The organism is Nocardia sp. NPDC004260, assembly GCF_053603155.1.
In genome coordinates this window covers 51935-77232 of record NZ_JBSGEZ010000036.1, presented here as the reverse complement: position 1 = coordinate 77232, position 25298 = coordinate 51935, and the positions used below count along the sequence as shown (strand labels likewise).

Sequence of the window (25298 nt, the reverse complement as noted above, 5' to 3'; positions counted from 1 at the left end):
ACTGCCTGACCCGCGGCACCGCCTACAACGAAGAAACCCACGTCAGCAACCGCCAACGCGTACTCGCCGCCTGAGGTTGACAGAAGGTGTCTCATGGGTGGGGCTCCTTCAGCCGGGCACGTACCCCAGCCTTTTGTCGACCACGTTGTCCAGCGGACGTCCGGCGATCCAGTTGTCGAAGTTCTCGGTGAACGCGTCGACGATCTCGCTGCGCCATCCGATGAAGTCACCGGAGTTGTGCGGGGTGATCCGGACGTTCGGCAGTTCCCACAGGGGGTGATCGGCGGGGAGCGGCTCGGGGTCCACCACATCGAGCGCCGCCGCGGCGATCGATCCGGTGCGCAGCGCGGCGACGAGATCGTCGGTCACAACGAGTTCCCCGCGGCCGACGTTGACAAACCTGGCGTGCGGCTTCATCGCGGCGAAGGCGGCGGCGTCGAACATGTTCCTGGTCTGCTCGGTGAGCGGAGCGATCGCGACGACGTAATCGGCGCGGGCCAGTTCGGCGTGCAGATCGGTGGTGACCTCGCCGAAATCCGGGTCCGCCGCGCGCTCCCGCCTGCCGACGGCGCGCACGGTCATGCCGACCGCGCGCAGCAATCGGGCGATATGACGCCCGATCGAGCCGGTGCCCACGATCAGCGCCGTCGATCCCGCGACCCGTTCGGATTCCCGATGCCGCCACTCGTGCCGTTGTTGCAGCAGCAACGAACCGGACAGGTCCTTGGCGAAACCGAGAATCTGCCCGAGCACGTACTCGGCGATCGCGGCGTCGAAGACGCCTCTGGTGTTGGTCACGACCACGTCACTGGCCCGCAGTTCGGGAAACATCGCCGGATCGACGCCGGTGGATCCCATGTGCACCCAGCGCAGCCGATCGGCGGCATGCCAGGCGCCGGGCAGCGCCCGGGTGCGAAAGTCGTAGACGAACAAGACCTCCGCTCCGCGCAGGGCGTTCGCCAACCCGGATGCCTCGGTGTACCGGATGGTGGCGCGGCCTGCTACTCGGTCCATTCGTTCGTCGTCGGGCACACTGTCACTGTGCAGGACGACGACAATCGGGCCCTGTTCCACATTGACACACTAAGATCACATCGTATGATTGTCAACAATCCGATCGTGTTCGGAGGTCGTCCCGGCTGAGCGCGAGAGGGGCCGTAGTGGATTTGAGCTTTCCCGACCTCGAGGGGCCCGTTGCACAACGGGGTATCGGGATCATCGCACCGTTCGACCTCGCCCTCGAACGAGAGCTCTGGCGCTGGGCGCCTCTGGAAGTGAGTCTGCACCTGGCCCGTACCCCCTACGAACCGGTTCCGGTGTCGCTGGAGATGGCCGAATTGGTCTCCGACGCGGCGCATCTCACCGCGGCAACCCGCAACGTCCTGCACGTGGAACCCGAAGTCGTGGCTTATCTGTGCACATCGGGCAGTTTCATCAAGGGCCTCGCCTACGAGAAGTCGTTGCGCGACACCATCTGCCGTGCCGGGGCGCTGGACGCGGTCACCACCTCGGGCGCGTTGCTCGAAGCGATTCGCCATCTGGACCTCACCCGGATCTCGGTACTGACCCCGTACGACGAGATCCTCACCCACCGGCTGCACGAGTTCCTCGCCGAAGCCGGGTGCACGGTGGTGCGCTCCGATCACCTCGGACTCGGCGGCGGCATCTGGAAGGTGAGCTATCGCACGATCGCCGAACGCATCGTCGGCGCCGATGACCCCGAGGCCGAGGCCGTCTTCGTCAGCTGTACCAACCTGCCGACCTACGACGTGATCGAGCCGCTGGAGAAAGCCCTCGGCAAGCCGGTGCTCACCGCCAACCAACTCACCATGTGGGCATGTCTCGGCCGGATGAAGCTCCCGATGATGGGCCCGGGCAAGTGGCTGCTCAACGTTTTCTGAAGGAAGAACATCACATGCGCTCACCCACCGTCGGTTTCATCTACCCCGACCACGCGGCCGAGGACGACTACCCGCTCGCGGCGGCGGCGCTCGGCGCGCACCTTCCGGTGGCCCACATCTACGGCACCGATCTGCACGCCGTCCCCGAACTGCTCGAACTGGGCAGCCCGGAGAAATTGCGCCTCGGCGCCTCGCTGCTCGCCCGGCACCGCCCCGACGCGATCGTCTGGGCCTGCACGTCGGGCAGTTTCGTCTACGGACCCGAGGGCGCGCGCGATCAAGTGCGCGCGCTTGCCGAGGTCGCGGGCGTCCCGGCGACCAGCACCAGCATCGCGTTCGCCGACGCCGTGCACACGCTGGGACTGCGCACCGTCGCGGTCGCCGCCAGCTATCCCGACGAGGTCGCCCGGCTGTTCGTGGAGTTCCTCGCCGACGCGCGCATCGACGTCGTCTCGATGTCCAGCGCGGGGATCGACACCGCCGCCGAGGTCGGCACCCTCACCCCGGCCCAGGTGCTGCGGCTGGCAGCGGACAACGACCATCCCGACGCGGAGGCGCTGCTCATCCCCGACACCGCGATGCACACCGTGGCGGTGCTGCCGGACCTGGAGGCTACGCTGGGCAAACCGGTGCTGACGGCCAATCAGGTCACGATCTGGGCAGGGCTGCGGCTGGCCGGCGCCGAGCCGGTCGTTCCCGGATTCGGGACCCTGTTCGCGGAAAGGCAGATCGATGTCCGTCGTTGATTTCGAGCCGGTGAACCGGCAGTCGACCGCGGAGATGATCGCCGATCGGCTCCGCGAGGCGATCATGCGCGGCAGTCTCGCGCCCGGGTCGCAGCTCGGCGAGGCCGACCTCGCGGCGCGGTTCGCGGTCTCGCGCGGGCCGGTGCGCGAGGCGATGCAGCGCTTGGTGTCCGAGGGTCTGCTGCGCAGCATCCGCCACCGCGGCATCTTCGTCATCGAACTGAGCCTCGACGACGTCGTCGACATCTACCGGGCAAGGACGGCACTGGAGGGCGGCGCACTGGAGCTGATCCTGGACGGCCGCCGCCCGATCGCCTACGAGGCGCTCGGTCCCAGCGTCGAGGAGATGATCGCGTGCGCCGAACGCGGCGACGCGGTGGGCGTGTCGGAGGCCGACCAGGCCTTCCACGAGGCGCTGGTGGAGAGTGCGGCCAGTCCGCGGCTGGTACGCGCGGCCCGCACCTTGCTGATCGAGACGCGCATGTGCTTGGGCGCCTTACAGACGACCTATCCGGACCTGCGCGAACAGTCTCGCGAACACATCGGCCTGCGCGAGGCGATCGGCGCGGGCGACCCCGCACGCGCCCGCGCTCTGCTCGTCGAGCACATGGACGACGCCGTGCAACGCCTCCGGCACCAGATCGGCTCCTGAGCGCCGACTCACCGCGACAAGAAGTCCAGCAGCACGCGGAATCACCTTCGCCGCCGCTATCCGGCCACGGCCGCCGCAGGCGACTTTCCCACCCCGGCGGCGCCGCCGACCAGCGCCGCGCCACCGACCAGGACCGCGGCCATCGCCGCAACGGTTGGCATCATCGACGTTCAACTCCTGACCGCGAGGTGGTCAACCATTGTCGCCCGGGATCAGAGATTGGCGGGGCGGACGACCATCACCGAGGACGCGCGATTACCGGATTCCCGGAGCAGGGCGATAGCGCGGCCTTCCGGATCGATGGCGGCGTAGACACCGGCCATTCCGGCCGGAGCGAGCCAACGTCCGTTGCGCAGGTCGTCGGCCTGCTTGTCATCGATGTCGCGGCGCGGGAACGCCGTTCGAACCGCGGCGTCGATATCGAGGCTCAGTGACGGCACGCCGGACTCCGCGGCGACGGCCAGATCGTCCAAGGTGCGTGCATGCTCGAGCGTGAACGGCCCGACGCTGGTGCGGCGCAACGCGGTCAAGTGGCCGCCGACGCCGAGCGCGGCGCCCAGGTCTCTGGCCAGCGCGCGCACGTAGGTGCCCGAGGAACATTCGACCACCACGTCCAAGTCGACGAAATCGCCGACATCGCGCCGCGCGAGCACGTCGAACCGCGACACCGTGACCGGGCGGGCGGCCAACTGCACGTCCTCCCCCGCACGGTGGCGGGCATAGGCACGTTCGCCGTTCACCTTGATCGCGCTGACGGTGGCGGGCACCTGCTCGATGTTCCCGGTCAGTTCGGCTGTGCGCGTGGCGATGTCGGCGTCGGTGAGATGACCGGCCGGTGTCGTGGCCAGCACCTCGCCTTCGGCGTCGTCGGTGCTGGTCGCCTGCCCCAGCCGGATGGTCGCGGTGTACGCCTTGGTGGTCAGGGTGAGCAGGCCGAGCAGTTTGGTCGCGCGTTCCACGCCGAGCACCAGCACACCGGTCGCCATCGGATCGAGCGTGCCCGCGTGGCCGATCTTCTTGGTGCGCAGCAGCTTCCGGCATTTCGCGACGACGTCGTGACTGGTCCAGCCACCGGCCTTGTCGATGACGAGCAGCCCGCCGAGTCCGTCCATCAGACGTGCGCGATCGCGGTCAGGATGTACCCGTCGGTGATCAGCCAACGGCCGTCGAACGCGATCAGCGGCGTGCCGCCGTCGGTGGTCTGCCCCGGCACCAGCAGTTCGGTATGGAAGCTGCCGCGCCCGGAAGCGGCGGAGCTGTCCTCGATCTCGAAGGTGATGTGCGCGTCCTCGAAGCCGAGCCAGCGCAGCGTCAGCGGGAACCACGCTTTATAGGTGGCCTCTTTGGCGCAGAACAGCAACCGGTCCAGGTGCAATTCGGACTCGGTGGTCTTCAGCCATTCCCGCTCCGGCGGCAGGCTGACCGAGTCCAGTACGCCGTCCGGCAGGGTGGCGTGCGGCTCGGCGTCGATGCCGATGGAACGGAACCGCAGTTTGTGACCGAGCGCGGCGGCCTGGTAGCCGTCGCAGTGGGTCAGGCTGCCGACGATTCCGCGCGGCCACACCGGAGCGCCGCGCTCGCCCTTGCCGATCGCGACCGGCTGCTCGCCGAGTTGCGTCAGCGCCAGGCGGGCGCAATGCCGCGCGCCGATGAAGTCACGGCGCCGCTTCTCCACCGACTTGGCGATGAGATGCTCCTCCGCCGGATGCGGCCGCAGATCCTCCGGGTACGCCAGCAACTCGGCCGAGGCCACACCCGCGGGCAGAATGTTCTCGATCATCACCGACGAGCGTAGTCGAGCCGCACCGGGTGGGATCGCAGCGCCATGTGCGTGGGACTACGCCAGCCCGCGCCGCTGCTGCGCTTTGCTGCGCATCTCCGCGGCGGCGGCTTCCATCTCGGGAGTCACCTGGAAGTGTCCGCCCCACTTGTTCAGCGTGCCCGGCGGATACTGCGGGGTCGGAAGGATCTGGCGGAGCAATCGCTCGGGCAGGCCGCGGCGCTGCCACTCGCGCGGGTAGCCGAGCGAGACCTCCTCGAATCGGACGCCGTCGTAGTGCGAGGTCCGCGGGATGTGCAGGTGACCGTAGACCGAGCAGACCACGTTGTAGCGGGTGTGCCAGTCCGCGGTGAGTTCGGTGCCGCACCACAACGCGAACTCCGGGTAGAACAGCACGTCGGTCGGCTGCCGCACCAGCGGGAAATGATTGATCAGGACGACCGGGGTGCCCGGGGCGAGCGCGTCGAGCTTGCGCTTGGTCACCTGCACCCGGGCGTGGCACCACGCGTCCCTGGTCAGGTATGGATCCGGCGAGAGCAGGAATTCGTCGGTGGCCACCACGTTGCGCTCACGCGCGATCGCCAGACCCTCCGCTTTGGTGGTGGCTCCTTCCGGCAGGAACGAGTAGTCGTACAACAGGAACATCGGAACCAGCGTGACCGCTCCGCCGTGCTCTTCCGCGCCCGCGCCCTGCCACACCGGAAACGGGTCCTCCGGCGTCAGTACATCCAGGTCGCGGCAGATCGACACCAAGTAGTCGTAGCGTGCCACCCCGACCATCTGCACCGGGTCCTTCGCCGTCGTCCACAGCTCGTGATTACCCGGCACCCAGATCACCTTGGCGAACCGGCGGCGCAGCAGCTCCAGCGCCCACCGGATGTCGTCGGTCTTCTCCCCCACGTCGCCGGCCACGATGAGCCAGTCCTCCGGCGAGTCCGCCTTGATCTGCTCGACGACCGGCCGATTCCCCTGGTGCCCGACATGAATGTCGCTCACCGCCATCAACTTGGGTATCACCACACCTACCTTGGCACATCGTTTCGGATTCGCGCGCACCGGCCGAGCCGGGTGTCGCTCACCTCGGCACTTCGGCGCCGACCAGGGCCCACCGGCCCGACAGCGCCCGCCCCGCGACGGCGATCAGCCGCAACAGCATGAACGCGGCGAGGCCGGACCAGATTCCGGCGACGCCCCAGTGGAAGGCCAGCGACAACCAGATAGCGGGCAGGAAGCCCAGCAGGGCCGCTCCGAGCGTGGTGGTGCGCAGGTAGGCCGCGTCACCGGCTCCGAGCAGGACGCCGTCGAGCGCGAAGACGATGCCCGCCACCGGAATGAGCGCGACGAAGAACCACCACACCACGTGCGCGCGCTCCAGCACGTCCGGGTCATCGGTGAACAGCGCGGGGATCGCCACCGCCCCCGCCGCGAAGCAGCCGGCGAGCCCGAGGCTGAAAATCTCCGACCAGCGGGTCACGCGCCGGGCGATCCCTCGGGCGCCGGTGGCATCACCCGCGCCCAGAGCCGCGCCCGTGAGCGTCTGCGCGGCGATGGCCAGCGCGTCCAGGGCGAGCGCCAGGAAGTTCCACAGTTGCAGCACCAACTGGTGGGCCGCCACCGACGCGGCGCCGAAACGCGCGGCGACGGCCGCCGCCGAGACGAAGCACGCCTGGAAGGCGAAACTGCGGACGATCAGGTCGCGTCCGAGGACGAGCTGGGCACGCATCACCGACCAGTGCGGGGCGAGGGAAACCTCCTCGCGGATCAGCGCGTTCAGGAACAGGACCGCGGTGACGATCTGACCCGCCACGTTCGCCACGGCCGAGCCCGGCAGACCCAGGTGCGGTGCGCCGAACAGTCCGTGCACCAGCGCCGGGCAGAGCACCGCCGACACCCCGAGTCCGGCGACGACGTAGACCAACGGCCTGCGCGTCTCCTGGACGCCACGCAGCCACCCGTTCCCCGCCATGGAGATCAGGATCAGCGGCACGCCGAACAGCGCGATCCGCACCCAGTCCAGCGCCTGCGCCGCGATGTCCGCACCGCCCGCGATGGCGCTGGTCACCGGCACGGCGAACGCTTGGACCAGCAGCAGGATCGCAACGCCGACGGCCACAGCGATCCACGTGGCCTGCACGCCCTCGGCGACGGCTCCTCGATGGTCGCCCGCGCCGTGACGGCGCGCCGAGCGCGCGGTGGTGCCGTAGGACAGGAAGGTCAGCTGCGAACTCGTCTGCGCCAGGATCAACCCGCCCACGGCGAGCCCGGCCAGCGCGAGCGCGCCCAGCCTGCCGACCACGGCCAGGTCGAACAACAGGTAGATCGGTTCGGCGACCAGCACACCGAGGGTTGGCAACGCGAGGCCGAGAATGCGTTTGGGGCCGGCGGCGGCGGCCCGGTCGACGGTTTCCGGCTCGCTCACGCGCAGGACCGAGTCCCCGATATCCGCCCCACTGGAACCCTGCGCGCTCACGAACACCTCCCCCGCATGTCGTCCTTCGAGACCACCGTCGTTGCGATCCGGCTCCCACCTTGGCACGACCCACCGACGAACTCGGCGGCGTCCGGCTCCGGCCGCGGAGAGGATCGCATCACCGGTGATTCCGGACGTGTGGCACGACGCCGAACCAGGTTCGGATGGCGAGGCAGGCGAACCGGCTCGACTTCCCGCGCCACTCGACAGGCAAGCACCCGCAGGGCACCGGGCACGAACGGGGGGCGCCCCGCACACGCCAGGAGTGCGCCGCATCGACACACCGGTCCGGTCGATCCGCGGACCCGTCCGGGCGACGAATTCGGCCTCAGCCCTCGAAAACCGCTCGGGCCTGAATGTTTTGGCGAGAGCCGACCCGGCACTCGCCAAGGATCGAACACGATCATCCGAGCGCGGTCAGTAGCGCGCCGATCAGGTCCTCGGGCGCGCCGTGTGCGGTGTACCCGGCGGCGAAGCGATGCCCACCACCACCCAGTGTCGTGGCCACCTCTGCGACGTCCACCCCGTCGCCCGCACACGCTCCGCTGTCCCGTGAGCGCAGCGATACCGTCCACCGATCCGGCACCACACGAGATTGCTTGAACACCGCGGCGATTCCCGCTTCGGCGGTCGTGCGCACGATATCTATGACGCTCTCGACTTCCTCCGAACGCACGTCGTCGATGTCGTCGCGCCGCACGAACGCGTACACCAATCCGACGCCGCCGCGCACCTCCGGGACGAGCTGGGCCGTCCCGAGCACCCGCGCCAGCATGGGCAGCCATCCGAACGGGTGCGTGTCCATCAAGGTGCGGGCGATATGCGCGCCGTCGATTCCGGTGGCCAGCAGCCGCTCCGCCAGTTCGTGGGTACCCGGCCGCACCCACCGGAACGAACCCGTGTCGGTGACCAGACCTGCGTACAGGCAATGCGCCACGTCCGCATCGATCGGCACACCCCACGCGTCGAGCAGACGCGCGATCAGGCTCGTGGTGGACTCCGCGGCGGGATCGACCACGTTGATCGCTCCGAACCGCGTGTTCGACCGATGGTGATCGATCACCAGTGTCGTTGCGGCACCGGACAATCGGTCGGCGAGCGCACCGAGCCTGCCCGCGCTGCCACAGTCGACCGCCACCAGCAGGTCGACCTCGGCGCGCACTTCGGCGGGCGCCACCAAGTGCCGTACGCCGGGCAGCGACCGCATCGATATGGGCAAGTCCGCGGGCTCGGCGAACGACACCTGGACCGGGACGCCGCGCCGGTGCAGCACCAGCGCCAGCGCCAGACCACTTCCTATGGTGTCCGCATCGGGCTGCACATGGCAGACGATGGTCACCGAGCGCGCGGCGTCGAGCGCCGCCACGGCCGTGTCCAAGCCGGCCGTTTCTCGCATCGTCGTCATCGACTACCGCATGTCACTCGTCGGCGTCGCGTTCGACCTTGTAGGGGTCGGCGTCGCCCGCGTGCCTGGCGGTGGCGGCCACCTTGGTGACCTCGTCGTCCGCGGCCCGCGCCCTGGCGAGCAGTTCCTCCATCTGCCGTGCCGCGTCGGGCACGGTGTCCAGTACGAATGCCAGCGTCGGGGTGAACTTCACCCCGGTTCCCGCGCCCACCTTGGAGCGCAGAACTCCCTTGGCCTTCTCCAGTCCGGCCGCCGCACCCTCGTAATCCGGTTCGGCGTCGAGGGTTTCACCCATCACGGTGTAGTACACCGTCGCCTCCCGGAGATCGCCGGTGACCTTGGCGTCGGTGACGGTCACGAAACGCAGCCGCGGGTCCTTCACCTCGTATTCGATCGCGGTCGCGACGATCGAGGAGATCCGCTTGGCGAGTCGGCGTGCCCTGGCTTGATCCACCATGGCCGTTTCCTCCTCACTATCAACTCTGTTCGATGGCGGTCGGAGCGTGGCTCGCGGCCGCCACCCGAGCTCCGTCGCTGCGCCGCGGTCAGTCCTCGGGCCCGAAGATTCGGCGGCGCACCGCCAGCAACTGTAACTCCGGACGGGCCGCGACGTGCCGTTCACATTTGTCCAGCACCTCGGTCAGATGATCCATGCCCGCACTGACCATGGCCACGCCCAGCAGCGAACGACGGTATAGATCGTGTTCCCCGCCTTCGGCGGCACTCACACCGAAACGCTGCAATTCGGCCAGGATCGGCCGGATCACCGAGCGCTTCTGTTTCAGTGAATGCACATCGCCGAGCAGCAGGTCGAACTCCAGTGCACCCAGGTACACCCACACCCTCCCCAGTCAGGAAGACCCGCCGGGCGCCGCGCACTTCGCGCGGCGCCCGGACTCGTCTCGGTCTATCAGTCGCGCGGCTTCTCGCGCAGTTCGTAGGCCTCGATGATGTCGCCTTCCTTGATGTCGGAGTAGGTGACCGTCATACCGCATTCGAAGCCCTCGCGGACCTCGGTGACGTCGTCCTTCTCCCGGCGCAGCGACGAGATCGTCATCGTCTCGGCGATCACCACGTTGTCCCGGAGCAGGCGCGCCTTGGCGTTGCGCTTGACCGAGCCCGACGTGACCATGCAACCGGCGATGTTGCCGACCTTCGACGAACGGAAGATCGCCCTGATCTCGGCCCGCCCCAGCTCGACCTCTTCGTAGATCGGCTTGAGCATGCCCTTGAGGGCCTTCTCGATCTCATCGATGGCCTGGTAGATCACCGAGTAGTACCGGATGTCGACGCCCTCGCGGTTGGCCAGCTCGGTCGCCTTGCCCTCGGCGCGGACGTTGAATCCGATGATGATCGCGTTCGACGCCGAAGCGAGGTTGACGTTGGTCTCGGTGACGCCACCGACGCCGCGGTCGATCACCCGCAGACGCACCTCGTCGCCCACCTGGATTCCGAGCAGCGCCTCTTCGAGGGCCTCGACCGTACCCGAGTTGTCGCCCTTGAGGATCAGGTTCAGCTCGCTGGTTTCCTTCAGCGCGGCATCCAGATCTTCCAGGCTGATCCGCTTGCGGCTGCGTGCGGCCAGCGCGTTGCGCTTGCGCGCGTTGCGCCGATCGGCGATCTGCCGGGCGATCCGGTCCTCGTCGACCACGAGCAGGTTGTCACCCGCGCCGGGCACCGACGTGAAGCCGATGACCTGAACCGGTCGCGACGGCAACGCCGCCTCGACGTCGTCGCCGTGCTCGTCGACCATCCGGCGCACCCGGCCGTAGGCGTCTCCCGCCACGATCGAGTCGCCGACCCGCAGGGTGCCGCGCTGGATGAGCACGGTCGCCACCGGGCCGCGGCCACGGTCGAGGTGCGCCTCGATGGCCACACCCTGCGCGTCCATGTCCGGGTTGGCCCGCAGGTCCAGCGCCGCGTCCGCGGTCAGCAGGACCGCCTCGAGCAGCGCATCGATGTTGATGTTCTGCCTGGCGGAGATGTCGACGAACATGGTCTCGCCGCCGTATTCCTCGGCGACCAGGCCGTACTCGGTGAGCTGCTGACGCACCTTCTGCGGGTTGGCGCCTTCCTTGTCGATCTTGTTGACCGCCACGACGATCGGCACGTCGGCCGCTTGCGCGTGGTTGATCGCCTCCACCGTCTGCGGCATGACGCCGTCGTCGGCGGCGACCACCAGGATCGCGATATCGGTGGCCTTCGCACCACGGGCGCGCATGGCGGTGAACGCCTCGTGACCCGGGGTGTCGATGAAGGTGATCAGCCGGTCCTCGTCGCCGAGGTGGGTGAGCACCTGGTAGGCGCCGATGTGCTGGGTGATGCCGCCTGCCTCGCCCTCGCGGACGTTCGCCTTGCGGATGGTGTCCAGCAAGCGGGTCTTACCGTGGTCGACGTGACCCATGACGGTCACCACCGGCGGACGCTGTTCGAGGTCTTCCTCGCCGCCCTCGTCCTCGCCGTAGGTGAGGTCGAACGACTCCAGCAGCTCGCGGTCCTCATCCTCGGGGCTGACCACGTGGACGACGTAGTTCATCTCGCTGCCCAGCAGCTCGAGGGTCTCGTCGTTCACCGACTGGGTCGCGGTGACCATCTCGCCGAGGTTGAACAGGGCCTGCACCAGCGCGGCCGGGTTCGCGTCGATCTTCTCGGCGAAGTCCGACAGCGACGCGCCGCGGGCGAGCCGGATGATCTCGCCGTTGCCGCGCGGCAGCCGCACGCCGCCGACGGCGGGCGCCTGCATCGAGTCGTACTCTTGCCGCTTCTGCCGCTTCGACTTGCGGCCACGCCGGGGCGCGCCACCGGGACGTCCGAACGCGCCTGCCGCACCACCGCGGCCACCGGGACCGCCAGGACGACCGCCGCCGCCACCGCCGCCACCGGGACGACCCCGGAAGCCACCGGCCGCACCACCGGCACCGGGCGCACCCGCACCCGCACCGGGAGCGCCGCCACCGCCACCGCGGTAGCCACCGCCACCGCCGCCACCGGGACGACCGGCACCGGCGCCACCGGGACGACCGGGACGACCCGCACCGGGGCCTCCGGCGCCGCCGGGACGCGCCGCACGCGACGGCATCGCGCCGGGATTAGGACGAGGCGGCATCGAGCCGGGGCTCGGCCGCGGGCCGCCGGGACGCGGACCACCAGGGCCGGGCGTCGCACGCGGGCCACCCTGAGCCGGGCCGGGACGCGGACCGCCCTGCGACGGACCGGGACGCGGGCCACCCTGAGCGGGGCCGGGACGCGGGCCACCCTGGGACGGACCGGGACGCGGGCCACCCTGACCGGGGGCCGGACGCGGCGCGGGACGCTCGGGAGCCGACGAATAGGGGTTGTTACCGACGCGCGGGGTCTTCGGCCCCGGACGCGGGCCGGGAGCCGCGCCACCCGGGCGATGTCCGCCCTGGCCGGGGCCGCCGGGACGCTGCTGCTGCCCGGGGCGCGGGCCGCCCGGCGTCGGACGCGGACCGGCCGGGGCGGGCGCGGAACTCGCGCTAGCGCCCGAAGCCGCGGCGGCCTGCGGGTTGATCGATTCCCGGGCGGCGGGCTTGGGCGCCGGGGACGGTCCGGGACGCGCGGCGGGGCCCGGCTTCACGGCCGGGGATTCGCCGGTGCGCGCGGCGGGAGCGGCGGTCTCCTGCGCGGTGGGCGCCGGAGTGGGCGCCGCCGGACGGGGACCTGGACGCGGGCCTCCGCCCGCGGGCTTGGGGGCCGGACGACCGGACGGTCCGGGGCGTGCACCCGGCTTGTTGCCGTTGGACGGGGCGGATTTCGCCGCGAACGACTCACGCAGCCGGCGGGCGACGGGAGCTTCCACCGTCGAGGACGCCGACTTCACGAACTCGCCCTGCTCCTTGAGCGTTGCGAGTAGTTCCTTGCTCGTGACACCGAGTTCTTTTGCCAACTCGTGCACGCGGGCCTTGCCTGCCACTGCTCTCCTCACTGAGAGGCCGAGCAGCGCCACCGTTGGGGACGGCGGCCCGCACGACCTCGGGTTATCTCCGATGGACGTTCATCGTTGGTACTTCACGGTGTGCTCATGAGTGCTCGTGCCTGTTCTCGAGGTAATGCTCCAGGGCTGAGATATCCAGATGTCCGGACACTCGGAGTGCTCTGCCGATCGCTCGGCGCCGCTCTGCAGCGCGCAGACAAGCCGAAAGGGGGTGCAGCCAGGCACCCCGTCCGGGAAGTCTGCGCCGCGGATCGGGAACGATCTCGAGGACGTGGGAGCCGTCTCCGGTCTCACGGTCCCGAGCCACGATCCGCAACAGATCGACGGCCAGCTCGCGCTTCCGGCACCCGATACACGTCCGTACCGGAGCTGCTCGACGCCGGGGCGCCTGGTGCTGCTCGGTGGTGCGGTCGGGCATGGGAACCGAAGACTCGGACTGAACCTTGGACCACTCTACCGCTGCCACGCTCGGAACGCCGAACCCCTCCCCCGCGGAAGTTACGAACCTGTCATCCCGAGCACTCCGCGGGCGGGCTCCGGTCAACTGCGATGCGCCTCCGTCCGAACGGATCCGCCCATGTCGGGCGCGGCATCGCTGCGGATATCGATGCGCCAGCCGGTCAGCCGCGCGGCCAGGCGGGCGTTCTGCCCCTCCTTGCCGATCGCCAGGGAAAGCTGGAAATCGGGGACCACTACGCGGGCCGCCCTTGCCTCCGGGTCGACGATAGTGACCGAAACCACTTTCGACGGCGAGAGCGCATTGCCGACGAAGGTCGCCGGATCGTCGGCGTAGTCGATGATGTCGATCTTTTCGCCGGCCAGTTCGCTCATCACGTTGCGCACGCGCTGTCCCATGGGCCCGATACAGGCGCCCTTGGCGTTGACGCCGGGCACCGTGGTGCGCACGGCGATCTTGGATCGGTGCCCCGCCTCGCGCGCCACGGCGACGATCTCCACCGAGCCGTCGGCGATCTCCGGCACCTCCAGCGCGAACAGGCGCCGCACCAGATTCGGGTGGGTGCGCGACAGCGTGATCTGTGGCCCACGCGGTCCACGCGAGACCCCGACGACGTAGCACTTGATCCGGTCGCCGTGCTCGTAGGTCTCGCCGGGCACCTGCTCGGCGGGCGGGATCAAGCCCTCCGCGCCGTGCAGCTCGCTGCCTATGCGCACCACGACGGTGCCGCGGGCGTTGGCGCGCGCGTCGCGCTGCACCACACCGCCGACGATGTCGCCCTCGTGGGTGGAGAACTCGCCGAAGGACTTCTCGTTCTCCGCGTCGCGCAGCCGCTGCAGCACGACCTGCCTGGCGGTGGTCGCCGCGATCCGGCCGAAGCCCTCCGGGGTGTCGTCCCATTCGGAGATCACGTTGCCGTCGGCGTCCACCTCGCGCGCCATCACCCGGACCACACCGGTCCTCTGGTTGATGTCGATGCGCGCGTTGGGCTGGTGGCCCTCGGTGTGGCGGTACGCGGTGAGCAGCGCCGACTCGATCGCGGAGATCACGGTCTCGATCGAGATCCCCTTGTCGGCGACAATCGCGCGCAGGGCTTCGATTTCGATGTTCATTCCACGATCCCTTCGGTCGGCGAATCGGACGCTGTTACGGATTCGGACAGTGCATTCGGTGTTCCTCGGAGCTGCGCGGCGTCCTCGACCGCCACCGCGTCGTCCGCGCCCGGAGCGGGCCGCCCCGGAACGACTCCGCCCGTGAGTTCCAGCTCTCGAGCACTCGGCGGGGAGAACTCGACTTGGACGACGGCCGTGGCGATGTCGGCGAGCGGGACCGTCACCCGGCGCGGGTCGCGTTTGCCGCCGAGCACCAGCGCCACCGAATCACCGGTGAGCGCGCCGACCCTGGCCTCGAAGGTCGCCGACCCCTCCGGCGGCTGTGCGCCTTCGCGTAGTCGCACGCGCACCTTCCGCCCCCGCGCCCGACGCCAGTGCCGGTCGGCGGTCAACGGGCGGTCGATCCCGGGGGTCGTGACTTCCAACAGGTAGGGCGCCTCGCCGAACTCCCCCGCGTCGTCCAGCAGCGCCGACAGCTCCGTACTCAGAGTCGCCAGGGAGTCCAGATCGGAGGTGTCGCGGTCCACGGTCACCTGCACCCGAGCCTGCGCGTCCACGCGCGTGCCCGCCGTCGAGATCTCGACGCCCTCGAGATCGAATCCTCGGCGTTCGACGAGACCAGCTACTAGCTGGCTCACCCTTTCCTCGGTCGGCATCGGCATGTGGGCGGCTCCTGGTTCAGTTGTGACGCGGCGGGAAATTTCTCTACCGAAGGTCTAGCGTAACGCGCCACGAGAGTGTAAAGGACCAGCGGTCCAGGAGTCCGCACGCCACGGCCGATGCTCGTCCGGCGACGCACCGCGAGTCTGGCACGATAGTGCCGTGCCCATCCGCCTTCCCGCCCCGCCGCGTGCCGGGCGCACTACCGGCATGCCCTCCGACCGGCACGAGCCCCGCCGCGCCGCCCTGGATCGACGCAGCGCGCTACGTCTCGCCGGCGGCGGAACGGCCGGGGTGCTCGCCCTCGGCGCGCTGGTCGGCTGCACCGGTGACGACGTGGTCCACGAGCCGGATCCGCTTGCCGCACAAGAGGTCGCGGCCCGCTCCGACGCCGCGGCGGCGACCGCGGCCATCGCCGTCGCGCCCGACCGGCACGCCGCGTTGGCCGCGATCGCGGCCGAGCGCACCGCCCACGCTGACGCCTTGCGCACCGAGATCGACCGCGCGATCGGCGTCTACGCCGACGGCACCAAACCGGCGCACCGCACCCGCGCCGGTGCGTCCGGCCCGTCGGCCGTGGCTTCGGGCAGCGCCGTGCCGCCCACCGCGCCGCCGAGCGTCGAGACGCTGCGCACGCAGCTCACCGCCTCCCAGAAATCGGCGGCCGAACTCGCCCGCGCCCTGACCGGCTATCGGGCCGGACTGCTCGCTTCGATCAGCGCGGCCTGCGCGGTGCAGACGGGGGTGTTGCTGGCATGACCGAGGACGAACGCCGAGCGCTCATCGACGCGCTGAACGCCGAATACGGCGCGGTGTACGCCTACGGGGTGATCGCCGCCTACGCCTCCTCCGAGCGCACCAGGCTGGTCGCCGAGCACACCGCCGCGCACCGGGCTCGCCGCGACACCACCGTGGACGCGCTCGCTCTGGGCGGCGCGACGGTGCCGCCGCCGGACGCGGCCTACACGGTGCCGTTCGCCGTGACCGATCCGATCTCGGCCGCCAAGCTGGCCGTGACGGTCGAGTCCGACACCGCCGTAGCCTGGCGGTCGGTGGTCGAGCGCGGCGACTCCATGGCCATCCGGCGCACCGGTGTCGAAGCGCTCACCGAGGCCGCCGTCCGGCTGGCCGCGTGGCAGTCGATTCTCGGCGCGAATCCGCCCACGGTCGCGTTTCCTGGCAAAGCCTGACCGGTCGACCGGGTCGACTGCCCGAGATCCGATGCGCCGCAAAGGAAACGACGCGAACGGCGGCCGCGGGCGACTCGGGCCGCCGTTCGCTCGACAACCGGCCTACGGCCGCATCTCGTACGCGCCGTCGTAGGACGCGACCTCGGCCCACACCCGGTCGAAGCGCGGGCGATCGGCGACCGGCGGCCGCAACGCGGATGCCGCCCAGCCCTGCTGGTCCGGCGTGGCCGACGGCTTGCCGTACAGCGCGGTCGCGTAGCCGTTGAAGTCGCGGACCTGGAAGTCGAAGATCTGGTCGATCAGGTCGCGGTCCAAGCCGGTGATCGCGGCCTGCTCCAGGATCAACTGGCCGTAGACCACCAGGGAGAACAGGTGGCCGATGGTCAGCATGAAGTCCAGGTCCTTCTGCTGCGCGGCGTCCGGGGCCGCCGTGGTCAGCAGCGTGCGCAGCGCCTGCGCCTGCTCGTAGAACCGGCTCACGTTCGGGATGTCGGCGTGCTTGTCGTAGATCGGCGCCCAGTCGGCGAAGCGCACCTTGCCCGCGCCCCGCGCCGGGCCCTGGCGCCAGAAGAACGCGTCGTCGGCCGCGTCCTGCCGGGTGCCGATCTCCGGGTAGTCCTGCGGGTCGAACAGATAGTTGGGCATGAACTTCAGGATCTGCCCGACGTTCACGTGCACCGTGCCCTCGAGCCGGGGCAGCGTGCTGATCAGCCGTTGCACCTCGGCGAAGTAGGTGTTCTTCTCGAATCCCTTGGCGGCCAGCACATCCAGCAGCAGCGTCATGACGGTTTCGCCCTCGGAGGTCACCTTGGACTTCGTCATCGGGTTGAACAGCAGGTACCTGCGATCCTCCAGGCTCGCGCCGCGGAAGTAGTCGATCGCGCGGTCGCTGAACAGCTTCATCGCGATGATGCGCGCGTAGGCGTCGACGAAATTCGCCCGTACGTGCGGGAATTCGGTGACCGGGTTGCCGTAGAGGACGCGGTTGTTCGCATGGGTGATCGCCTCGTAGAAGGAGTGCTCGACCATGCCGATTCCGCCGTGGCACAGATTGAACTTGCCCACGTTCACGGTGTTCAGCGCCGCGGAGAACGCCTCGGGGCCGGTGTGCAAGATGTCCTCGGCGCGCACCGGGTAGTTCTCCAGCCGGAAGGTGCTCACGTACATCTGCTGATGTACGACGTTGCCGAGCAGGCGATAGTTCTCGTGCCGGGAGTCGGCGGCGAACCAGACGTACGCGTCGGCACCTTCGAGGTCGGCGCGGCGGGAGAACACCGACACCATGCTGGCCACGTTGCCGTTGCCGATGTAGTACTTCTCGCCGTTGGCGCGGAAGAGGATTCCGGCTTCGGCGTCCGCGCTTCCCGGCTCGGTCGGGGTCAATACCAGGTCGGTGTTGTAGATGTCGGCGCCGTGGGTCTGCTCGGACAGACCGAACGCCATCACCTCACCCGCGGCCAGGTCGGCGGCCGCGCGCTTCTTGGCGGCCTCGTTGTCGCTCTGCCAGATCGGGCCGAGGCCGAGGATGGTCACCTGCTCGGCGTACCAGTACGCCAGACCGTAGAAGCCGAAGATCTCCGACAGCGCCGCGTTGCGCGCGGCGTCCCAGCGGCGGTCCGGGTCACCGTCGGCATACGCCGCGGGGGTCAGGAAGGTGGCGAACAACTTCTCCTTCTTCACGAAGTCGAGGAAGTCCGCGGTCCACACCGCGTTCGCGTCGTCGGCGAGCAGACGCTGTTTGCCCCGCCCCTCGAACCACTCGATCGTGGCGCGCAGCAGGCGCCGCGTCTCGGCGTCGAACTGCTGCGGATCATAGGTGGCGGGGTTGAACAACCGCACGTCGGTGTTTGTCATGCCGGTTAACTTACCAGCGGGTAATAGCAGCGTGGAGGAGGTCCGCGGATCTGTAACCAGCGAATTCAGGTTACGGTCGCGTAGGTGACATCGTCCCGCTCCCGCGTGCGCATTCTCCTGCGGCCTTCGTGCCGATAGCGAACGGCCCCCGGCATTTTCTGCCGGGGGCCGTCCGGGCAAACAGGTCAGCCGCGAACTCTGGCCACCACCGCGTCCACCGCGGAGGCGGCGGGGAGTTCCTCGGTCTCGCCGGTGAAGCGGTCGCGCAGTTCGACCTTGCCCTCGGCCCAGCCGCGGCCGATCACCAGCACCAGCGGCATGCCGAGCAGTTCGGCGTCCTTGAACTTCACGCCCGGCGAGGCGGTGCGATCGTCGAAGAGCACGTCCAAGCCCTGCGCGTGCAGGCCGGACACCACCTCTTCGGCGCCCGCGCGGGCCGCGTCGTCCTTGTTCGCGATGACGACGTGCACGTCGTAGGGCGCCACCGCCGCGGGCCAGCGCAGCCCTTTGTCGTCGTGCTGCTGCTCGGCGATCACCGCGACCATGCGTGAGACGCCGATGCCATAGGACCCCATGGTCAGCCGCACCGGCTTGCCGTTCTCACCGAGCACGTCCACCTCGAACGCGTCGGTGTACTTGTTGCCGAGCTGGAAAATGTGGCCGATCTCGATGCCGCGGGCCGCCACAAGGGTGCCGCGCCCGTCGGGCGAGGGGTCACCGTCGCGGACCTCGGCGGCCTCGATGGTGCCGTCCGGGACGAAGTCGCGGCCCGCGACCAGGCCGACGACGTGCCTGCCGGGCTCGTCGGCGCCGGTGATCCAGCTGGTGCCGGTGCCGACGCGGGGATCGACCAGGTACCGAACGCCGTTGGCCTGCAGCGCCTTCGGGCCGATGTAGCCCTTGACCAGGAACGGATTCTCGGCGAAGTCCGCTTCGGTGAGCAGCTCGACCTCGGCCGGTTCGACCGAGGCGCCGAGGCGCTTGTCGTCGACCTCGCGGTCACCGGGGACACCGATGCCGACGATCTCGGTCTTCCCGTCCGGATGGCGCAGTTTGACCATCACGTTCTTCAAGGTGTCGGCCGCGGTGACCGGGCGGCCGTAGCGCTCGGCGATGCCCGCGCCGTTGGCCCAGGCCACCAGCGTCGCGATGGTGGGAGTGTCCGGGGTGTCGTGCACGACCGCCTCGGGCTGTCCTTCTATGGGCAGCGGTTCGGGAGCGGGCGTGACCACCGCCTCCACGTTGGCCGCGTAGCCGGACTCCGGGCAGCGCACGTAGGTGTCCTCGCCGACCGGGCTGTCGGCCAGGAACTCCTCCGACGCGCTGCCGCCCATCGCGCCCGATGTGGCGGCCACGATGACGTACTTGACCCGCAGCCGGTCGAAGATGCGCTGGTAGGCCTGGCGGTGCGCGTGATAGCTGGCTTTGAGGCCGTCCTCGTCCAGGTCGAAGGAGTAGGAGTCCTTCATCACGAACTCGCGCCCGCGCAGGATGCCCGCCCGCGGGCGCTCCTCGTCGCGATACTTGGTCTGGATCTGGTACAGCGTGACCGGCAGGTCCTTATAGGAGCTGTACTCGCCCTTCACCGTGAGCGCGAAGAGCTCCTCGTGGGTGGGCCCGAGCAGGTAGTCCGCGCCCTTGCGGTCGCGCAGCCGGAACAGGCCGTCGCCGTACTCGGTCCACCGGTTGGTGGTCTCGTACGGTTCGCGTGGCAGCAGCGCGGGTAGCGAGATCTCCTGCCCGCCGATCGCGTCCATCTCCGCGCGCACCACGTCCTCGACCTTGCGCAGCACGCGCAGGCCCAGCGGCAGCCACGAGTAGACACCCGGGGCGACGCGGCGCACGTAGCCGGCACGGACCAAGAGTTTGTGGCTGGGCACCTCCGCGTCGGCGGGATCGTCGCGGAGGGTACGCAGGAACAGGCGGGAGAGGCGGGTGATCACGGAAGCACAGGGTAGTCGCTGGCCGGACGCCGGTCCCAGCGCATTACCGTATTCGTTCGTGCTGGTCCTGCTGCCTCCCTCCGAAACCAAGTCCGACGGCGGCGCCGGCGCGCCGCTCACCCTGGACTCGCTGGCGATGCCGCAGCTCACGGCGGTGCGCGCCCGGCTGATCGAGGAAGTGGTGCGCCTTGCGGCCGACCCGGAACGCTCCCGGACCGCGCTCGGCCTGGGCAAGGGGGCCGACGGCGAGGTCGCCCGCAACGCCGCGCTGCGCACCTCGCCGACGCGGCCCGCGCTGGAGCGCTACACCGGCGTGCTCTACGACGCGCTCGACGCGCGCTCGTTCACCAAGGCGCAGCGGGCCAAGGCGGATGCCCGGCTCGGTATCGGCTCCGCGTTGTTCGGCGCGGTCCGCGCCGGTGACCCGATTCCCGCATACCGTCTGTCCGGCGGCTCGAAACTACCCGGTCTGCCGACTCTTTCGGCCGTCTGGCGCGACGAGCTCGCGGCGGCGCTGCACGCCGAGGCGGCGGGCGAACTCGTCGTCGACCTGCGCTCGGGCACCTATCAGCAGTTGGGGCGGGTGCCCGGCGCGATCACCGCCAACGTCCTCACCGAGCATCCGGACGGGTCGCGCACGGTGGTGAGTCATTTCAACAAACACCACAAGGGTCTGCTGGCGCGTGCCCTCGTGCTCACCAGAGCCGAACCAGCCGACGTGCGGGGCGTCGCACGGGTGGCGGCCAAAGCGGGGTTGCGCGCCGAGATCGCCTCTGCCACCGAACTTCTGATCATCACCTGAACGCGTCCGGCGGTTCCGTGGTGAGCGCGGCCAGTTCGGCCGCGAGGTTGGCTCGGGCCGCCTCTGAGCCGTTCGTAGAGGGTGGGGCGGCTGCGCGCCCGTGCGGTCGGCACGCCGTCGGCGCGCAGGATCAACCGTCCCCAGCGCTGCGGGTGCGGGCCGACGGCCACCGCGTTCCAGTCGTCCGGCAGCAAGCGGGAGGTGGCCTCCCAGTTCTCCAGCACCGCCGAGGCGGACGCGTGGCGCGCGGGCAGGGCCAGCACCCGGTGGACCAGGTCCTCCAGCACCACCGACGCGTCGAGCATCGCCGCCGCGGTCTGCACGATCTCGGCCAGCGCGGCGCGGCGCACACTCGGCTCCGTGAACGTCTCGTGCACGGTGCGCGCGAACTCCACTGCGGCGTACTGCTCGGCGACGATCACCCTGTGTACCGCCTCGGTGATCTCCACGAATCGGGTCACCCGGTGCAGCGCGATCAAAGGAAGCCCCAGCGCGTCGGCCGTCGCCGCGACAGCGGGCGACACCCCGGGCACGACGAATCGTAATACTCGCTCACGAATTCCTTACTGATCGTCGGCACACCGAGAAGGGTGTATGCCGGACAGTGGTAGTCAGGCCGCGTTCTCGCCCCCCGATCCGGTCCAGGCGGGAGCCACGGCACCGCCGATGCTCACCGATCGAATCGAGGAGACATGCAAACCATCGCGCACTGGCTCGACGGCAAAGCTTTCGCGGGCACCGGCGAGACGACGGCGCCGGTGACCAACCCGGCGACCGGCGAAGTGACCGGGCAGGTCGCGCTGGCGACTGTCGCCGATACCCGCGCGGCCATCGATTCCGCCGCGAAGGCCTTTCCGGCTTGGCGGGACACCTCGCTGACCCGGCGCACCCAGATCCTGTTCCGCTTCCGTGAGCTGCTGAACGAACGCAAGCAGGAGCTGGCCCGGCTGATCACCGCCGAACACGGCAAGGTCGTCGCCGATGCCGTCGGCGAGGTGAGCCGCGGCCTGGAAGTCGTAGAATTCGCCTGCGGCATACCGCATCTACTCCAGGGCTGCTACACCGAGAACGCCTCGACCAAGGTCGACATCTTCTCCATCCGCCAGCCGCTCGGGCCGGTCGCGATCATCTCGCCGTTCAACTTTCCCGCGATGGTGCCGATGTGGTTCTTCCCGATCGCCATCGCGGCGGGCAACACGGTGGTGCTCAAACCGAGCGAGAAGGACCCTTCCCCGTCGCTGTGGCTGGCGCGGCTGTGGGCCGAAGCCGAACTGCCCGCGGGCCTGTTCACCGTGCTGCAAGGCGACAAGGTGGCGGTCGACGAACTGCTGGACAACCCGGGCGTCAAGGCCGTCTCGTTCGTCGGCTCGACGCCGATCGCCCGGTACGTCTACCAGCGCGGCACCGCCGCGGGCAAGCGGGTGCAGGCGCTCGGCGGCGCGAAGAACCACATGGTGGTACTGCCGGACGCGGACCTGGATCTGGCCGCCGACGCCGCGGTGAACGCCGGGTTCGGCTCGGCGGGCGAGCGGTGCATGGCGATCAGCGTGGTGGTCGCCGTTGGCGGGGCGGGCGACGCGCTGGTCGGCAAGATCGCCGAGCGGGCGGGGACCATCAGGACCGGCGACGGCACCCGGGGCGCCGACATGGGTCCGCTGGTCACCCGGGCGCACCGCGACCGGGTCGCCGAGTACATCTCGGCGGGTGAATCCGCCGGAGCCACCGTGGTTCTCGACGGCCGGGGCGTCGAAGCGGACGGCGCGGCCGACGGCTTCTGGCTCGGTCCGACGATTCTGGACCGGGTCACCACCGACATGAGCGTCTACACCGACGAGATCTTCGGACCCGTGCTGTCGGTGGTGCGCGCCGACAGCTACGACGACGCGCTGGCGCTGATCAACGCCAATCCCTACGGCAACGGCACCGCCCTGTTCACCAACGACGGCGGCGCCGCGCGCCGCTTCCACAACGAGGTCGAAGTCGGGATGGTCGGCATCAACGTGCCGATCCCGGTTCCGATGTCCTACTTCAGCTTCGGCGGCTGGAAGAACTCGCTGTTCGGCGACGCGCACGCGCACGGCACCGACGGCGTGCGGTTCTTCACCCGCACCAAAGCGGTCACCACCCGCTGGCTCGATCCCAGCCACGGTGGACTGAACCTCGGCTTCCCCCAGAACAGGTAGGCGGAGACCGAGGCGAAGGAGGGGCTGGCGATTCTGGACCACGCGTTGGCGGCGGCGGACCGGCACACCGTCTGAGTGGCAGCGTCTTTCGCGGCCGACGGGAATGCGGTGCCGTCTCGCGCTGTTCGCTCAGAGCGTGACCATCACCGCAGAGTTCTCCGACGAACTGAAGAAGTACCTGGACGAAGAGAAGGTCTTCGCCACCGCGGCCACGATCGGTCCCAACGGGCAGCCGCACCTGACCGTGATCTGGCTGAAGCGCGACGGCAACGACCTGCTCTTCTCCACCACCACAGATCGCCAGCAGGGCAAGAACCTCGCGCGCGACCCGCGCATCACCGTGCTGATCAATCCGCCGGACAACCCGTACGTCTACGCGGAGATCCGGGGCAGCGCGACCCTCACGCCCGATCCGGAGAAGACGCTGCCCAACGAGCTGTCGGCGAAGTACACCGGACAGAAGTACGTGGATTTCAATCCCGCCTCCGTCAACGACGGCCCGCGCGTCATCGTGCGCGTGACACCCCGTCGAGTAGCGGGGAGGTTCTGAGTTCAGGCCTGCTGGGCTTCTTCTTGGGCGTGCTGGGCCATGGCCAGTTGCTGCGGGGTGAAGCGCAGGGTCAGGGCGACCAGCCCGGCCGCGAATGCGGCGAAGGCGCAGACGAACAGCACCAAGGTGTAGCCGTTGCCGAGCGCGGCGATCTCCGCGGACGTCATCCCGGCCACCTTCTCGGTGCGGCCGCCGAGTGAGAGGGTGCGGGAGGCGGCGATCGGGGTGAGCAGGCCGATGGCCACGGGGGTGGCCAGGTTCATGAACATCTGCCCGACCGCGGCCAGCGGGCCGATATTGGCGGGCGGCACGCCGACCAGCACGCACAGCGGTGCGAGCACCATGGCGATGCCGACGCCGAAGCCGATCACCACCAGCAGCGGCAGCAGCGTGGCGAAATACATGACCTCGCCGTCGAGGGTCGAGCCGAACAGCAGACCGACGCCGAGCACCGCGGCCGCGCCCGCGAGCAGCCAGCGCGGCGCGATGTAGAGCGCCGCCTTGGAGGCCACCGCGCCGCCGATGCCGATGCCGACGGTGAACGGGATCGCCGCGACGCCCGCTTTGAGCGGCCCGTACCCGATGACGTTCTGCATGAACTGGGCGACGAAGAAGGTCATCGCGCCCAGGACCCCACCGGCCAGGAAGATCAGGAGGAAGGTGGCGACGCGGTCACGGCTGTCGAACAGCGACCACGGCAGCAGCGGGTCGTCCACCCGCCGTTCCAGCGCCACGAAGACGATCAGCAGCACGACGCCCGCGATCAGCGAACCGATGATCGCCGGGTGCCCCCACCCCATCTCCGGTCCCTCGGTCGCGCCGAACACGATCGATGCGCAGGCGAAGGTGCCGAGCACCGCGCCGGGGATGTCGAGGGCCGAACGGTGATGTTCGGTATCGGCGAGCTTGTAGGCCGCGCCGAGGATGATCAGCGCGCCGATCGGGACGTTGATCAGGAAGATCCACCGCCACGACAACTGGGTCAGCGCGCCGCCGACCACGAGGCCGCCGACGGAGCCGATGCCGACCATCGACCCGACGATCGCGATCGCCTGGTTGCGTGCCTTGCCCGGCGCGAAGGTCGTCGCCACGAGCGCGAACGCGGTCGGTGCCGCGACGGCCGCGCCCGCGCCCTGGAAGGCCCGCGCGGCGAGCAGCATCGCCTGGTTCTGCGCCAATCCGCACAACAGCGAGGCCAGCGTGAACACCGCGACACCGACCACGAGCATGCGCTTGCGGCCGAACGCGTCACCGAGCCTGCCGCCGAGCAGCATCAGACCCGCGAAGGTGAGCCCGTAGGAGGTCACCGTCCACGCGCTGCCCGCGCTGGACAACCCCATCTCCTCTTGCAGCCGCGGCAGCGCGAAGATCACGACCGTGCCGTCGAGCACGACCATGAGCTGCAATCCGCTCAGGACTAGGATCGCGAGCCCGAAGGCCCGCTGCGTCACTGGATACTGCATCGTCGCAGCGGGGTTCCGAAGCACAGTGAGTCACTGTAATTGATGCCGCTGCCGTATTTGTCCGCCCACCGACCCGACCGCACCCCACGACGAGGAGCTGACCCTGTGATCCGGGCGGGCCGGATGGTCTCCGGCTCGTCCGCTCCACTGCCGGCCCTCGGCCGACTGGGCGACC

Annotated in this window: 23 protein-coding genes; 8 read left to right on the top strand and 15 right to left on the bottom strand. The window is 69.5% G+C overall.

The annotated features are described in order from the left end of the window. Positions 1–108: 108 nt before the first annotated feature. Positions 109–1074 carry a D-2-hydroxyacid dehydrogenase gene (locus ACWEO7_RS21615; protein ID WP_452425594.1) on the bottom strand — a complete coding sequence of 322 codons (966 nt, stop codon included), beginning with the start codon at positions 1072–1074 and terminating at the stop codon, positions 109–111. 86 nt (positions 1075–1160) lie between these two features. Here ACWEO7_RS21615 and ACWEO7_RS21610 point away from each other — a divergent pair, with 86 nt between their 5' ends. Genes ACWEO7_RS21610 through ACWEO7_RS21600 form a run of 3 tightly spaced genes read left to right on the top strand, consistent with a single transcriptional unit; the run spans position 1161 to position 3299 of the window. Next, positions 1161–1901, top strand: coding sequence for a maleate cis-trans isomerase family protein (locus ACWEO7_RS21610; RefSeq protein ID WP_452425592.1), 741 nt, complete (start codon positions 1161–1163; stop codon positions 1899–1901). Positions 1902–1915: 14 nt separating this feature from the next. Then, positions 1916–2647: a maleate cis-trans isomerase family protein gene (locus tag ACWEO7_RS21605; protein ID WP_452425590.1), complete on the top strand. Its 732-nt coding sequence runs from the start codon at positions 1916–1918 to the stop codon at positions 2645–2647. Continuing rightward, the gene (locus ACWEO7_RS21600) at positions 2634–3299 is read left to right on the top strand and encodes a GntR family transcriptional regulator (RefSeq protein WP_452425588.1); all 666 of its coding nucleotides are present in this window, start codon (positions 2634–2636) and stop codon (positions 3297–3299) included. Before ACWEO7_RS21605 ends, ACWEO7_RS21600 begins: the two co-directional genes overlap by 14 nt. A gap of 212 nt (positions 3300–3511) precedes the next feature. Here the strand turns inward: ACWEO7_RS21600 and truB are convergent, their stop codons facing one another. From truB to rimP, 11 genes are all read right to left on the bottom strand, one after another. Further along, positions 3512–4411 carry a tRNA pseudouridine(55) synthase TruB gene (gene truB, locus ACWEO7_RS21595; protein ID WP_452425586.1) on the bottom strand — a complete coding sequence of 300 codons (900 nt, stop codon included), beginning with the start codon at positions 4409–4411 and terminating at the stop codon, positions 3512–3514. Beyond that, on the bottom strand, positions 4411–5079 hold the full coding sequence (gene npt / locus ACWEO7_RS21590) for a 4'-phosphopantetheinyl transferase Npt (RefSeq protein WP_355070100.1): 669 nt from the start codon (positions 5077–5079) through the stop codon (positions 4411–4413). The genes truB and npt overlap by 1 nt, the downstream gene beginning before the upstream one ends. A 57-nt stretch (positions 5080–5136) precedes the next feature. Further along, the gene (locus ACWEO7_RS21585; RefSeq protein ID WP_450024896.1) at positions 5137–6096 is read right to left on the bottom strand and encodes a metallophosphoesterase family protein; all 960 of its coding nucleotides are present in this window, start codon (positions 6094–6096) and stop codon (positions 5137–5139) included. A 58-nt stretch (positions 6097–6154) separates the two neighbouring features. Beyond that, a complete protein-coding gene (locus ACWEO7_RS21580) occupies positions 6155–7498 on the bottom strand; it encodes an MATE family efflux transporter (protein WP_452425603.1) in 1344 nt (447 codons plus the stop codon). Between the two features lie 454 nt (positions 7499–7952). Further along, positions 7953–8954, bottom strand: coding sequence for a DHH family phosphoesterase (locus tag ACWEO7_RS21575; protein WP_452425584.1), 1002 nt, complete (start codon positions 8952–8954; stop codon positions 7953–7955). Between the two features lie 13 nt (positions 8955–8967). Then, complete coding sequence (gene rbfA / locus ACWEO7_RS21570; protein ID WP_452425582.1) at positions 8968–9411, bottom strand: 30S ribosome-binding factor RbfA; 444 nt, start codon at positions 9409–9411, stop codon at positions 8968–8970. Positions 9412–9499: 88 nt separating this feature from the next. Next, positions 9500–9790: a DUF503 domain-containing protein gene (locus ACWEO7_RS21565; protein ID WP_067810001.1), complete on the bottom strand. Its 291-nt coding sequence runs from the start codon at positions 9788–9790 to the stop codon at positions 9500–9502. A 74-nt stretch (positions 9791–9864) separates the two neighbouring features. After that, complete coding sequence (infB, locus tag ACWEO7_RS21560; protein ID WP_452425580.1) at positions 9865–12888, bottom strand: translation initiation factor IF-2; 3024 nt, start codon at positions 12886–12888, stop codon at positions 9865–9867. A 106-nt stretch (positions 12889–12994) separates the two neighbouring features. Further along, complete coding sequence (locus ACWEO7_RS21555) at positions 12995–13327, bottom strand: YlxR family protein (protein WP_450019146.1); 333 nt, start codon at positions 13325–13327, stop codon at positions 12995–12997. 122 nt (positions 13328–13449) lie between these two features. Then, positions 13450–14478 (bottom strand): transcription termination factor NusA, encoded by a 1029-nt coding sequence (gene nusA / locus ACWEO7_RS21550; RefSeq protein ID WP_450019148.1) that lies wholly within the window; start codon positions 14476–14478, stop codon positions 13450–13452. Next, positions 14475–15140, bottom strand: coding sequence for a ribosome maturation factor RimP (gene rimP / locus ACWEO7_RS21545; RefSeq protein ID WP_452425579.1), 666 nt, complete (start codon positions 15138–15140; stop codon positions 14475–14477). The genes nusA and rimP overlap by 4 nt, the downstream gene beginning before the upstream one ends. A gap of 160 nt (positions 15141–15300) precedes the next feature. Here rimP and ACWEO7_RS21540 point away from each other — a divergent pair, with 160 nt between their 5' ends. Together ACWEO7_RS21540 and ACWEO7_RS21535 are read left to right on the top strand one after the other, a co-directional pair. Continuing rightward, positions 15301–15897, top strand: a complete 597-nt coding sequence (locus ACWEO7_RS21540) for a hypothetical protein (RefSeq protein ID WP_412805137.1) — start codon at positions 15301–15303, stop codon at positions 15895–15897. After that, positions 15894–16328: a ferritin-like domain-containing protein gene (locus ACWEO7_RS21535; protein WP_450019154.1), complete on the top strand. Its 435-nt coding sequence runs from the start codon at positions 15894–15896 to the stop codon at positions 16326–16328. The genes ACWEO7_RS21540 and ACWEO7_RS21535 overlap by 4 nt, the downstream gene beginning before the upstream one ends. Before the next feature lie 102 nt (positions 16329–16430). On the opposite strand, the gene ACWEO7_RS21530 is transcribed toward ACWEO7_RS21535, so the two are convergent. After that, entirely contained in the window at positions 16431–18182 is a 1752-nt protein-coding gene (locus ACWEO7_RS21530; protein WP_355070079.1) for an acyl-CoA dehydrogenase family protein, read from the bottom strand. 185 nt (positions 18183–18367) lie between these two features. Beyond that, positions 18368–20125, bottom strand: coding sequence for a proline--tRNA ligase (locus ACWEO7_RS21525; RefSeq protein ID WP_452425576.1), 1758 nt, complete (start codon positions 20123–20125; stop codon positions 18368–18370). A gap of 58 nt (positions 20126–20183) precedes the next feature. Here ACWEO7_RS21525 and yaaA point away from each other — a divergent pair, with 58 nt between their 5' ends. The 3 genes from yaaA (at position 20184) to ACWEO7_RS21510 (ending at position 23660) form a co-directional block, all read left to right on the top strand. Continuing rightward, positions 20184–20927 carry a peroxide stress protein YaaA gene (gene yaaA, locus ACWEO7_RS21520; protein WP_452425601.1) on the top strand — a complete coding sequence of 248 codons (744 nt, stop codon included), beginning with the start codon at positions 20184–20186 and terminating at the stop codon, positions 20925–20927. 692 nt (positions 20928–21619) lie between these two features. Beyond that, entirely contained in the window at positions 21620–23110 is a 1491-nt protein-coding gene (locus ACWEO7_RS21515; RefSeq protein ID WP_452425574.1) for a CoA-acylating methylmalonate-semialdehyde dehydrogenase, read from the top strand. 136 nt (positions 23111–23246) lie between these two features. Beyond that, positions 23247–23660: a PPOX class F420-dependent oxidoreductase gene (locus ACWEO7_RS21510; protein WP_452425572.1), complete on the top strand. Its 414-nt coding sequence runs from the start codon at positions 23247–23249 to the stop codon at positions 23658–23660. Positions 23661–23662: 2 nt separating this feature from the next. On the opposite strand, the gene ACWEO7_RS21505 is transcribed toward ACWEO7_RS21510, so the two are convergent. After that, complete coding sequence (locus ACWEO7_RS21505) at positions 23663–25123, bottom strand: MFS transporter (RefSeq protein WP_452425570.1); 1461 nt, start codon at positions 25121–25123, stop codon at positions 23663–23665. Between the last annotated feature and the right edge of the window lie 175 nt (positions 25124–25298).

What these genes read in the sequence shown, in the direction of transcription:
- ACWEO7_RS21605 (WP_452425590.1), top strand. Translation starts at nt 1,916, where the DNA reads ATGCGCTCACCCACCGTCGGTTTCATCTACCCCGACCACGCGGCCGAG.
- ACWEO7_RS21600 (WP_452425588.1), top strand. Translation starts at nt 2,634, where the DNA reads ATGTCCGTCGTTGATTTCGAGCCGGTGAACCGGCAGTCGACCGCGGAG.
- truB (WP_452425586.1), bottom strand. Translation starts at nt 4,411, where the DNA reads ATGGACGGACTCGGCGGGCTGCTCGTCATCGACAAGGCCGGTGGCTGG.
- npt (WP_355070100.1), bottom strand. Translation starts at nt 5,079, where the DNA reads ATGATCGAGAACATTCTGCCCGCGGGTGTGGCCTCGGCCGAGTTGCTG.
- ACWEO7_RS21575 (WP_452425584.1), bottom strand. Translation starts at nt 8,954, where the DNA reads ATGACGACGATGCGAGAAACGGCCGGCTTGGACACGGCCGTGGCGGCG.
- rbfA (WP_452425582.1), bottom strand. Translation starts at nt 9,411, where the DNA reads ATGGTGGATCAAGCCAGGGCACGCCGACTCGCCAAGCGGATCTCCTCG.
- ACWEO7_RS21555 (WP_450019146.1), bottom strand. Translation starts at nt 13,327, where the DNA reads ATGCCCGACCGCACCACCGAGCAGCACCAGGCGCCCCGGCGTCGAGCA.
- nusA (WP_450019148.1), bottom strand. Translation starts at nt 14,478, where the DNA reads ATGAACATCGAAATCGAAGCCCTGCGCGCGATTGTCGCCGACAAGGGG.
- rimP (WP_452425579.1), bottom strand. Translation starts at nt 15,140, where the DNA reads ATGCCGATGCCGACCGAGGAAAGGGTGAGCCAGCTAGTAGCTGGTCTC.
- ACWEO7_RS21535 (WP_450019154.1), top strand. Translation starts at nt 15,894, where the DNA reads ATGACCGAGGACGAACGCCGAGCGCTCATCGACGCGCTGAACGCCGAA.
- ACWEO7_RS21530 (WP_355070079.1), bottom strand. Translation starts at nt 18,182, where the DNA reads ATGACAAACACCGACGTGCGGTTGTTCAACCCCGCCACCTATGATCCG.
- ACWEO7_RS21515 (WP_452425574.1), top strand. Translation starts at nt 21,620, where the DNA reads ATGCAAACCATCGCGCACTGGCTCGACGGCAAAGCTTTCGCGGGCACC.
- ACWEO7_RS21505 (WP_452425570.1), bottom strand. Translation starts at nt 25,123, where the DNA reads ATGCAGTATCCAGTGACGCAGCGGGCCTTCGGGCTCGCGATCCTAGTC.